Here is an 11,066-nt window from a genome sequence, read left to right on the forward strand (position 1 = left end):
TATTTTATTTGATTTTTGGACATACTTATATTGTTATGAATTATTGGGCTATAGCCAAGCGGTAAGGCAACGGACTTTGACTCCGTCATTCGTAGGTTCGAATCCTGCTAGCCCAGCCAATGAGCCATTAGCTCAGTCGGTAGAGCATCTGACTTTTAATCAGAGGGTCGAAGGTTCGAGTCCTTCATGGCTCATAAAAATTTTATATTGTAACTTGCGGAAGTAGTTCAGTGGTAGAACACCACCTTGCCAAGGTGGGGGTCGCGGGTTCAAATCCCGTCTTCCGCTCCAATTGGGGCCTTAGCTCAGCTGGGAGAGCGCCTGCTTTGCACGCAGGAGGCCAGCGGTTCGATCCCGCTAGGCTCCATAATTAAACTTGCCTTAAATCAGAGCGTGATTTAAGGTTTTTTTATTGTCAAAGAAATTATCAATTAAATGGCGTACGGTTCACTTTGATAAGGTATCTGAGCTCTTCCTAAGACAAGGAAAAGTATGCTATTAGTCCATAAGAACAAGATTGATGGACTGAACAGGGGGAAAACGAGAGCTTCCGGTCCATGAGATCATTGATTCATGGTCCAAGTTGGGAAAAAAGTATGCTCTTGGTCTATGGGAGTGTGCGCTATGATCTGGAAATAGAAAAAATTCATTTCTTTTGGCCAAGTACAGTCACTCGAGACAAAAACTAAAGGCACCAAAAAACAAAAATTTAAATGCCGAAGAACATCTAACTTGGCTGACCAGGGCGTTTGCGCTTTTCTTAGCCCATAGGAAAGTATTCCTGTTAGGTATAAGTGCAACTAAGCCTTATGCGGGCTCGCCAATCGACGAGTTTTCTAATTTTCGATATAGAACCAAAATGCAGAGTGGCCAAAAAAGTTTGCATAACCATTGCTTTACCAATTCTTCGCATATATATTCATAATTTTGTCGAGTTGAGTCATCTTGGTGTAAGCGGTTAAAATAAAAGGGATGACGAATATAAAGGAGAATGGATTATGAACAAAAAACTTTCTATTATTGGAATGCCGATGGACTTAGGTCAGAGAAGACGCGGTGTTGACATGGGGCCCAGTGCCATTCGCTACGCTGGAATAAATGAACGTCTTAAGCCTTTATTTTCGGAAATTCATGATTTAGGGGACATTCCGATTGGACGGCCTGAAGTCTCGATTGATGAGGAATCCAATCTTAGAAATCTAGATTTAGTTGCTGAAAAAAATATATTGCTTGCTGAAAAAGTGGATGAAGCCGTTCAATCTGGTGCATTCCCGCTTGTCCTTGGAGGAGACCACAGCATAGCAATTGGAACGTTGGCTGGGCTGGCTAAGCATTATGAAAATCTTGGTGTAATTTGGTATGATGCACATGGTGATTTAAATACGGCAGAAACCAGTCCTTCTGGTAATATTCACGGCATGCCTCTGGCTGTCAGCATGGGGATCGGTCATCCAAAGTTAACGGATATCGGAGGATATGCTCCAAAGGTTAAGCCGGAAAATATCGTAATCATTGGAGCTAGAGCTTTAGATGACGGTGAAAAAGAATTAATTAAAGAAAAAGGCATTAAAGTTTACACCATGCATGAAATAGACCGACTGGGCATGGCAAAAGTCATGGAAGAAACCATTACCTATCTAAAAGATAGAACGGATGGAGTACATCTTTCACTTGACTTGGATGGATTAGACCCAAGTGAAGCACCAGGAGTTGGAACACCTGTAATGGGTGGAATTAGCTACCGGGAAAGCCACTTGGCAATGGAAATGCTTGAGGAAGCGGGGATTATCACTTCTGCAGAATTTGTTGAAGTAAATCCAATTCTTGATGAAAAGAATAAAACTGCCTCAGTTGCTGTTGGCCTTATGGGTTCCTTATTTGGAGAAAAATTATTATAAAAAGAAAACCAGCTGCTACAATATATGCAGCTGGTTTTCTTTTTATAGGGAATAAGCTGGATAAATCTAACTAACTACTAAGAATGGAAATTTGTTAAAATTATTCTGATAGCCAGTTTTTTTAAAGCAAAGTGAAACCTTTTTACGAATTGCTCGTATTCGTATTTAGGCAATGGAGCTGAGATAACTTAATGGAAGATATTATAAAAAAGAGAATCAAGCAAGTCATTAAAGGCGATCAGGAAGCGTTCGGGGAAATTGTCGATATTTATAAAAACAGTGTCTATCAGTTATGTTACAGAATGCTGGGGAACCGGCACGAGGCTGAGGATATTGCACAGGAAGCATTTATCCGAGCCTATACAAATATCCATACCTTTAATCAGGAATTAAAATTTTCAACCTGGCTTTTTCGGATTGCCACCAATTTATGTATTGACCGGATTCGAAAGAAAAAGCCAGATCATTACTTAGATGCGGAAGTAGCGGGAACGGAAGGGCTGACATTATATTCGCAATTACCCTCTGAAACACCGTTGCCAGAGACTGAGCTAGAAACTTTAGAATTGCAGGATGCCGTACACAAGGAAATCTTAAAACTGCCTGAAAAATACCGATCAGCTATCATATTGAAATATATGGAAGGCTTGTCCCTGAATGAAATAAGCGAAATTCTTGGCCTTCCAATCGGGACGGTTAAGACCAGAATTCATCGTGGACGTGAAGCTTTGAGACAGCAACTACGCTATGTGTGATAAGAGGTGAAGCGATTCATGTGTCCAGACCACATCATTGAGTTAATGCATGAGTATTTAGACGAAGAAATCGACCTTGATAAGGAACAAATACTTAAAGAACACCTCCAAAACTGTAAAGAGTGTGAAACGATTTTTTACGAATTAAAGAAAACAATAATTTTTGTAAAAAGCATCTCCCAAATGCAAACACCTCCAGATTTTACAGCCAATGTATTAGCCCGGCTCCCTAAGGAAAAAAAGAAGATTTGGATGAAGCGTTGGTTAAAAAAACACCCGTTACTTTCAGCAGCATCGTTATTTTTTATTTTAATGATGGGAAGTTTGGTTTCAGCGTGGAATCAGGATAGGGAATTTTCCGTTTCAAAACAGAAAAATCTTGTGGTCAAAAATGATACGGTTATCGTTCCAAAAGGACAAGTGGTGAAAGGCGATGTCATTGTCCGAAACGGAACATTAAAAATCGAAGGAGAAGTGCAAGGAAATGTGACGGTAATCAATGGGGAAAAATACTTGGCTTCTGCAGGACATGTAACAGGAGAAATTGACGAAATCAATGAGGTGTTCGATTGGATTTGGTATTATATGAAACATACCGCTAAAGAGGCTGTGGATATTTTGAATCATTAACAAAAAAATCATTCGTTATGAGTGATTTTTTTTTGGAAAAAGAATAAATCGTCCTCCTAATATTTTCATAAAGTGAGTTTTAAATTAAATAGCAACATATAATAAGGTCAAGCTCATTTTATGTTATAATGATTCAGTTGTGATTTCTATTTGTTTTTAGCAAAATTACGGAGGAAAAACTATGCCGTTTGCCGATTGGTCTTTTTGGAAGTATATATCAAGCGCTGTTGATATTCTCCTTGTTTGGTTTGTCATTTATAAACTCATTAATATAATTAAAGGAACGAAGGCTGTCCAGCTATTAAAAGGAATTCTGGTGATTCTTGTTGTCAGGATTCTAAGTGATTTCTTAGGGTTAACGACCATGAGCTGGATTATGCAGCAGTTAATTACGTACGGATTTCTAGCTATTATTATTATTTTCCAGCCGGAACTTCGAAGAGCCTTGGAGCAATTGGGCCGGGGGCGCTTCTTTTCAAGAGGTACCAGTTCAATTGAAAATGGGCAAGAGCGAACCGTGGAAGCCATTGTGAAAGCCACAGAATATATGGCAAAGCGAAGGATTGGAGCTCTTATTTCCATCGAGAGGGAAACGGGTATGAGCGATTACATAGAAACGGGTATTGCGTTAAATTCTCAAATTTCCTCGGAACTGTTAATTAATATTTTCATCCCAAATACGCCGCTTCACGATGGTGCCGTGATTATCCAGAAAAATAACGTAGCGGCCGCAGCATGCTATCTCCCGCTGTCGGAAAGTCCGTTTATTTCAAAGGAACTAGGCACAAGGCACAGGGCGGCATTGGGAATTAGTGAAGTAACGGATAGTGTAACGGTTGTCGTCTCGGAAGAAACGGGCGGCATCTCCATGACGAAGAATGGAAAACTTCATCGGGATTTAAGTACAGAGGAATTTAAACAATTACTTACAAGCGAGTTAGTCACGAACTACAGATCAAGGCACGCTTCTTCAGCTCGTTGGAACTGGAGGGGAAAAAATAATGGATAAATGGATGGATAACCCATGGTTTGTCAAAATTCTGTCTTTAGTTCTGGCCCTTCTTCTGTATTCTTCTGTATCGCATACGACGAACAAATATACAGATGTTTATGTACCGGGAGGAGAATCGACCGCGACAATCACCGACATTCCGGTTAAGGCCTACTATGATACAAAGAATTTGGTTGTAACCGGGATCCCAAACACGGTTGATATGACGTTAAAAGGGCCCATTACACATGTTCAGACCGCAAAAGCTTTAAGAAACTTTGAGGTTTATGTAGATTTAACAAATGCCAAAGTAGGAAGGCAGAAAGTAAAACTACAGGTGAAAGATTTATCTGACCGCATAAAAGCTACGATAAAACCTGCTACTGTCTATGTGACGGTTCAAGAAAAAATTACAAAAGAGTTTAAGGTGAATGCGGATTTTAATGCCGATCAAATAGCAGATGGCTATGCGGTAGGGCAGCCTGTAATTGAACCAAGAAAGGTTAAGGTTACCGGTGCAAAAAGTGAGATTGACCGAATTGCTTATGTGAAAGCAGTGATTGAGGATAATAAGCCCTTGAAAGATACTGTTTCAAGAGAGGCCCGGGTTCAGGTTCTTGATAAAGACTTAAATAAATTAGCAGTGGAGGTACAGCCTGCAACAGTTAAAGTGACTATTCCAATCAAATCAACCGCTAAGACGGTCCCTATAAATATCGTGCAGAAAGGAACACCGCCATCAGGTGTAACCATATCATCGATTAGTCTCGATACGAAACAGGCGGTTATTTACGGAAGTGATGATGTTTTAAAAAATACAAATAGTACGCGAGTGGAAGTTGATGTTAGCAAGATTACAGACAATACGACACTGACGCTGCCGGTTATTATTTCAAATGGAATTACAAAAGTTACGCCGCAATTAGTAAAAGCAACCGTGACGGTTACAAAGCAGCAAGGAGGAACTGCTAATCAACAAGCGGAGGTTACAATCCAGCAGCAAGAGGAGAAAACCATTTCCGATGTTCCAATAAAAATGAAGGGTCTGTCCCCTGATGAAACGGCGGCAATCACTGATCCGGCAAATCAGATGATTAATTTAATAGTGGATGGCCCCAGTACAGTTCTGGACAAGATGGAGCCTGGAGATTTTAGCGCCTATGTGGATTTGTCGAATCTTGGCCCAGGAAGCCATGATGTAGATATTCAAATCAACGGCCCTTCTGGTGTGAATTGGAGGCCAGACAAATCAAAAGCAGCTATTACAATAACAAAAAATGCATAATATCCAGCAATATATGTTGAAGGAGCGGATTTTCATGGGAAAATATTTCGGTACCGATGGTGTAAGGGGAATAGCAAATAGCGAATTAACACCGGAATTGGCTTTTAAATTAGGCCGATTTGGCGGATATGTTTTAACAAAAGATAAAGCACGGCCTAAAGTTTTAATTGGTCGTGATACCCGTATTTCAGGCCATATGTTGGAAGGAGCGCTAGTTGCCGGTTTGCTGTCGATTGGAGCAGAGGTGATGCGTCTTGGCGTTATTTCTACCCCAGGTGTAGCCTATCTGACAAAAGCTTTAGGAGCACAGGCCGGTGTGATGATTTCTGCCTCACATAATCCTGTAGCCGACAATGGGATTAAATTCTTTGGCCCCGACGGTTTCAAGCTGTCTGACGAGCAGGAGCTTGAAATTGAAGGATTGATGGATCTAGCAGAGGATAAGCTGCCACGTCCGATTGGTGCCGATCTTGGCCTTGTAATGGATTATTTTGAAGGTGGACAGAAATATCTGCAGTATTTGAAAAATACGGTAGAAGAGGATTTTTCCGGACTGCATATTGCGCTGGACTGTGCACACGGTGCAACTTCTTCTTTGGCTACGCACTTGTTTGCTGATTTGGAGGCCGAATTGTTCACAATGGGTAATACCCCAAATGGTTTAAATATTAACGAAGGTGTTGGCTCTACCCATCCTGAAAGTTTGGCTGAGCTGGTTAAGGAAAAGGGAGCTGATGTCGGCCTTGCCTTTGACGGGGACGGTGACCGCTTGATAGCGATTGACGAAAAGGGGAACATTGTCGACGGAGACCAAATTCTCTATATTTGCGGCAAATATATGAAAGAGCATGGCCGTCTAAAACACAATACGATTGTTTCGACTGTAATGAGCAACCTTGGTTTCTATAAGGCGCTTGAACAGCATGGAATCCACAGTGTCCCAACGGCCGTCGGCGACCGTTATGTAGTGGAAGAAATGAAAAAGAACGGCTACAATCTGGGCGGTGAACAATCGGGTCATATTATCTTTTTAGACTATAACACGACAGGGGACGGATTATTAACAGGCTTGCAGTTAGTCAATATTATGAAAGCAACGAAAAAACCACTCTCAGAACTCGCAGGTGAGATGAAAAAATTCCCGCAAAAGCTTGTCAATGTAAAGGTTACTGACAAGTATCATGTAACCGATAATCAGAAAGTGAAAGAAGTAATCGAACAGGTGGAAGCAGAGATGGCAGGAAACGGACGGATTCTTGTCCGCCCTTCCGGAACGGAACCACTTGTCCGCGTAATGGCCGAGGCGGCAACAGAAGAGCTTTGTGATAGCTATGTGGACCGTATTGCTGCAGTGGTCCAAGAAGAAATGGGATTGAAAGAATAAACTAAGGTATATAACCCCCAACGCTTTATACAGTGTTGGGGGTTAGCATCATTTATTGAACAATTTTCTATGTTTGGCATATCCTATGAAGGTAGGAAAGTTTTGTTTGATTTTTCCCCACTAATTAGTTGACGGACATCTTACAATCTTGTAAGATTAATGTGCTTTGTTATAAATTTTCTCAAAGCATAGAAACCAATTTTAATGAGGAAGGTGGGCAGTATATTTTTTATTATGGAAAGCGCCTGAACTAATCAACAGTGGGGTTGGTTAGTTGACGAGGAGGAGGTTTATCGAAGGTTTCGGCGGATACCTCCCGGCTGCAGCGCACAACCGGAATTTCTTCTTTAAAACACCAAGGCGACTTGGTGCACAAAGAGAAGGAAATGCGCATACAGGGTATAGACAGATACCCTAATAAAACAGAGATAAGGGGGCAAGTTTGCCTCCTGGGTTCGCTTGCCCCCTGAAATTAGGGAGGAACAAAAAAATGTGCGGAATTGTTGGATATATTGGAAATCAAGAATCGAAAGAAATTTTATTAAAAGGTTTAGAAAAGCTGGAATATCGAGGCTACGACTCTGCCGGTATTGCTCTCTCCAATGAAGACGGAGTTCATGTTTTTAAAGAAAAAGGACGGATTGCAGATTTACGCGAGATCGTGGATGATTCAGTTTTTGCCACGGCTGGAATTGGTCACACCCGCTGGGCAACTCACGGGGTCCCAAGTAGAGTAAATTCTCACCCTCATCAGAGCACATCTGGTCGGTTTACACTTGTGCATAATGGTGTGATTGAGAACTATGATCTGTTAAAGCGCGACTATTTAGCAGATGTAACGTTTAAGAGTGAAACGGACACAGAAGTGATTGTTCAGCTAGTAGAAAAATTCGTGAATGAAGGTTTAGAGGTATTGGAAGCCTTCCGTAAAACATTGAAACTGCTCCATGGTTCTTATGCACTGGCACTATTGGATACTCGTGACAGCGAAACCATCTATGTTGCGAAAAATAAAAGCCCGCTTCTGGTAGGTTTGGGAAAAGGCTTTAATGTGATTGCCAGTGATGCTATGGCCATGCTTCAAGTAACAGACCAGTTTGTCGAGTTAATGGACAAAGAAATTGTTGTTGTTTCCAGACATAAAGTCGTAATTCAAAATTTAAATGGTGACACCGTTGAACGTGCACCTTATACAGCAGAACTGGATGCCAGTGATATCGAAAAAGGCACCTATCCGCATTATATGTTGAAAGAAATTGATGAACAGCCGCTGGTAATGCGAAAAATCATTCAACAGTATCAAAATGAGCAGGGTGAACTGACGATCGACCGTGACATCATTGAGGCCATGAAAGCATCTGACCGCATTTATATTATTGCAGCAGGTACGTCTTATCATGCCGGACTTGTCGGTAAGCAGTTCATTGAAAAAATGGCGAAAATTCCGGTTGAAGTTCACATCTCCAGTGAGTTCGGCTACAACATGCCGATGCTTTCTGAAAAGCCGCTGTTTATCTTTATTTCCCAAAGCGGTGAAACAGCTGATAGCCGTGCTGTTCTTGTACAGGTAAAAGAAATGGGGCATCCGGCATTAACCATTACGAATGTCCCTGGCTCAACACTTTCCCGTGAGGCGGACTATACATTGCTTTTACATGCCGGTCCTGAAATCGCCGTTGCCTCTACAAAGGCTTATACCGCTCAGCTTGCTGTGCTAGCCATTTTGGCAGAAGTAACAGCAAAAAGCCACGGATTGGACATTGGTTTTGATCTCGTGAAGGAGCTTGGCTTAGTAGCCAATGCCATGGAAGTTCTTTGCGATTCAAAAGAACTGATTGAAGAAATCTCCAGAGGCTTTTTGTCACTGACGCGCAACTGTTTCTTCATTGGCCGCGGTATCGATTTTTATGTCGGCTTGGAAGGTGCTCTTAAACTGAAGGAAATTTCTTATATCCAGGCAGAAGGCTTTGCCGGCGGAGAATTAAAGCACGGAACCATTGCCTTAATCGAAGAAGGCACCCCGGTGATTGCCTTAGCCACTCAAGAAAGTGTCAACCTAAGCATCCGCGGCAATGTAAAAGAAGTCGTCGCCCGTGGCGCCAACCCTTGCATCATCTCGATGAAAGGACTAAACATGGACGAAGACAGCTTCGTCATCCCGGATGTTCATGAATTACTAACACCACTTATCTCTGTCATACCATTACAATTAATTGCTTACTACGCAGCTCTTCACCGCGGTTGCGACGTCGATAAGCCGCGCAATCTGGCTAAATCGGTGACGGTGGAGTAAGAAAATTGGTTGGGTTTTTATTGTTGTTGAAGCATAAAAAACTTTGGGCAATGAGCAAAACATTGTCTTGAATCGCAAAACATTGTCCTCAAACTCACCAAGGATTGGAAATCCGTTGGGTTTTCCCGATGGATCTCCGATCCTTTTTCATTATGACGAAAGAGAAGGAATAGTAGGGGATTGGGCGAATAATTTAATGAGGAAAATACAGGCGTAGCAAGGAGATTGAAGACTTGAGGGGTAGGGGATGTTCGGGCTTCTCCTCAAGCTTCAACCTGATTATTTCATCCTATATTGCCTCAAACTTGACCCTATAAAACGACAAACATTATTATCTCGTTTTGTTCACAATTTACCCTGCTTTTACCCGATTTTTCACATGAAAAAGGACAAGCATTATTATCACCATATGGTACTCAAAAATGCCTCTCAAGCCTTGTTCTAATTGAGCTGGCGGCGTGTTGGGTGAGTGAAGGGGGAAATGACAGGGTTTTTTATTCTCATACATAGTAGGGGATTTCATGGTGAGAATGCGAAAAAATCAGTTAGTTTGCACTGGGAATAGGGGACAGGATTAAAGAATGAGAATGGAACTAAGAATCAGATAACGGGTAAAAAAAGTGGCTCTTGCCTTAATAAAACTTGTAGCTTAATATGTTTGCCTAAGAGCCGAGCGAGATTCAGGTATTCTCTCCTGTTTTCCTCGGTTCTTTTTATTAGAAGCGGGAGGGACGCAAGTCCCGTAAACGCAGGGAAAATCGGGAAAAGACAAGGGATTAGAGCCTTTCTCTTTCTTGACCTCGGTTATTTTTTTTGAAAGAAGAGGGGCAGTCGAATCTCCAGACGATGAGGAAAGTGAAGAGATCATTGCCCGCAGTGTTGTTAATATGACGGTTAACATGTACGAAGATTTTCTCATCGAATGTAAAAAGTATGAACTGGAATTCAACCGATTGAGAGATGAGCTGGTTGATCAATACGATAAAATGGTACAAGATTTTATTTCTTTGTACTGCGATGCAATGAAATGCAGTGAAGAAGAATGGAATGCGAAAATGAGAAAAATGATTCCGTCCAAAGAACAGTTCCGTGACAGTTTCAAACTTACTGTAGATCGAGCACCGTTGGTTTTCACAAGTGATGATCTGGGAGAGTTTTGGGAAGGGCAATTCCTTGGGAAAGCGTTACAAATGGCATTTTCTTTAGCACGATATTTGGACAACTTTACGGATTTCGAATATCCACTTACGGCAGAAGCGATATCAGCAATTCAAAAGGAAATCAGGTTGTTGTCCGAACTAAATGTCACAAATAATGAAGATGTTATCCAAATCATCAGCTTCTTTAAGGAAATCGGGGACTTGATTGCAGAAGGCGAATGCTTGGGATACAGATCGAAAGGAATTGTAAGAATAATCAAGGAAAAAGTTGTGAAAATTGCTGTAGAACGTAACCTATTGAAAATGATTGAGCTGTAATTACAGAGAGCAGGGTATAGAAGAGGGGTTAACTTTGACTCCTCTTTTTCCATTTCCATTTGGCACGATGATTTAATGGGAGTATTCGAATTGAACGGTTAAATGAAAGGGAAAGTCGGAATGAAGGTAAAGGAAGATTTCTTTGTACGCAAGAGACGTGAATTAGGTGTTTCCTTAAATGAGGTCCAGAGGAAAGCTGAATTTCAGACAGAATGACCTCTACTTTTGCTGGCATCGCCTGGATCGGGAAAAACGACCACGATCATCATACGGGTTGGCTATTTGATAGAGGAAAAGGGGATAGATCCAGCAAAGATCAAGGCAGTGACGTTCAGCCGTGCATAGGAATACC

General features: G+C 41.5%; 8 protein-coding genes, 4 tRNA genes and 1 pseudogene. All 13 read left to right on the forward strand.

The genetic code is table 11. From position 1 onward, the window contains the following. The first annotated feature begins 44 nt into the window (after positions 1-44). Positions 45-119: transfer RNA gene (locus BFU02S_RS11865), tRNA-Gln, on the forward strand. A gap of 2 nt (positions 120-121) precedes the next feature. Continuing rightward, positions 122-194 (forward strand) — tRNA-Lys (locus tag BFU02S_RS11870). 22 nt (positions 195-216) lie between these two features. Then, a tRNA-Gly gene (locus BFU02S_RS11875) sits at positions 217-291 on the forward strand. A gap of 3 nt (positions 292-294) precedes the next feature. Continuing rightward, a tRNA-Ala gene (locus BFU02S_RS11880) sits at positions 295-367 on the forward strand. A 631-nt stretch (positions 368-998) separates the two neighbouring features. After that, entirely contained in the window at positions 999-1,898 is a 900-nt protein-coding gene (gene rocF, locus BFU02S_RS11885; protein ID WP_066370819.1) for an arginase, read from the forward strand. A gap of 191 nt (positions 1,899-2,089) precedes the next feature. Further along, the gene (sigW, locus tag BFU02S_RS11890) at positions 2,090-2,653 is read left to right on the forward strand and encodes an RNA polymerase sigma factor SigW (RefSeq protein ID WP_066370822.1); all 564 of its coding nucleotides are present in this window, start codon (positions 2,090-2,092) and stop codon (positions 2,651-2,653) included. An 18-nt stretch (positions 2,654-2,671) separates the two neighbouring features. Next, positions 2,672-3,283 carry an anti-sigma factor family protein gene (locus tag BFU02S_RS11895; protein ID WP_066370826.1) on the forward strand — a complete coding sequence of 204 codons (612 nt, stop codon included), beginning with the start codon at positions 2,672-2,674 and terminating at the stop codon, positions 3,281-3,283. A gap of 181 nt (positions 3,284-3,464) precedes the next feature. Continuing rightward, positions 3,465-4,292, forward strand: a complete 828-nt coding sequence (cdaA, locus tag BFU02S_RS11900) for a diadenylate cyclase CdaA (RefSeq protein ID WP_066370831.1) — start codon at positions 3,465-3,467, stop codon at positions 4,290-4,292. After that, positions 4,285-5,559 carry a CdaR family protein gene (locus BFU02S_RS11905; RefSeq protein ID WP_066370832.1) on the forward strand — a complete coding sequence of 425 codons (1,275 nt, stop codon included), beginning with the start codon at positions 4,285-4,287 and terminating at the stop codon, positions 5,557-5,559. Before cdaA ends, BFU02S_RS11905 begins: the two co-directional genes overlap by 8 nt. A gap of 34 nt (positions 5,560-5,593) precedes the next feature. Continuing rightward, on the forward strand, positions 5,594-6,943 hold the full coding sequence (glmM, locus tag BFU02S_RS11910) for a phosphoglucosamine mutase (RefSeq protein WP_066370835.1): 1,350 nt from the start codon (positions 5,594-5,596) through the stop codon (positions 6,941-6,943). Positions 6,944-7,433: 490 nt separating this feature from the next. After that, positions 7,434-9,236, forward strand: coding sequence for a glutamine--fructose-6-phosphate transaminase (isomerizing) (glmS, locus tag BFU02S_RS11915; RefSeq protein WP_066370838.1), 1,803 nt, complete (start codon positions 7,434-7,436; stop codon positions 9,234-9,236). Positions 9,237-10,030: 794 nt separating this feature from the next. Then, positions 10,031-10,714, forward strand: coding sequence for a hypothetical protein (locus tag BFU02S_RS11920; RefSeq protein WP_066370841.1), 684 nt, complete (start codon positions 10,031-10,033; stop codon positions 10,712-10,714). Positions 10,715-10,834: 120 nt separating this feature from the next. Next, positions 10,835-11,056, forward strand: a pseudogene (locus BFU02S_RS16435) (UvrD-helicase domain-containing protein); the annotation flags it as partial. Between the last annotated feature and the right edge of the window lie 10 nt (positions 11,057-11,066).

The sequence above is a fragment of the Neobacillus fumarioli NBRC 102428 genome (genome assembly GCF_001591485.1).
GTDB classification, from domain to species: Bacteria; Bacillota; Bacilli; order Bacillales; family Cytobacillaceae; genus Neobacillus; species Neobacillus fumarioli.

Coding starts and splice junctions, on each gene's coding strand:
- glmM (WP_066370835.1), top strand. CDS start 5,594: ATGGGAAAATATTTCGGTACCGATGGTGTAAGGGGAATAGCAAATAGC.
- sigW (WP_066370822.1), top strand. CDS start 2,090: ATGGAAGATATTATAAAAAAGAGAATCAAGCAAGTCATTAAAGGCGAT.
- rocF (WP_066370819.1), top strand. CDS start 999: ATGAACAAAAAACTTTCTATTATTGGAATGCCGATGGACTTAGGTCAG.
- BFU02S_RS11905 (WP_066370832.1), top strand. CDS start 4,285: ATGGATAAATGGATGGATAACCCATGGTTTGTCAAAATTCTGTCTTTA.
- BFU02S_RS11895 (WP_066370826.1), top strand. CDS start 2,672: ATGTGTCCAGACCACATCATTGAGTTAATGCATGAGTATTTAGACGAA.
- cdaA (WP_066370831.1), top strand. CDS start 3,465: ATGCCGTTTGCCGATTGGTCTTTTTGGAAGTATATATCAAGCGCTGTT.
- glmS (WP_066370838.1), top strand. CDS start 7,434: ATGTGCGGAATTGTTGGATATATTGGAAATCAAGAATCGAAAGAAATT.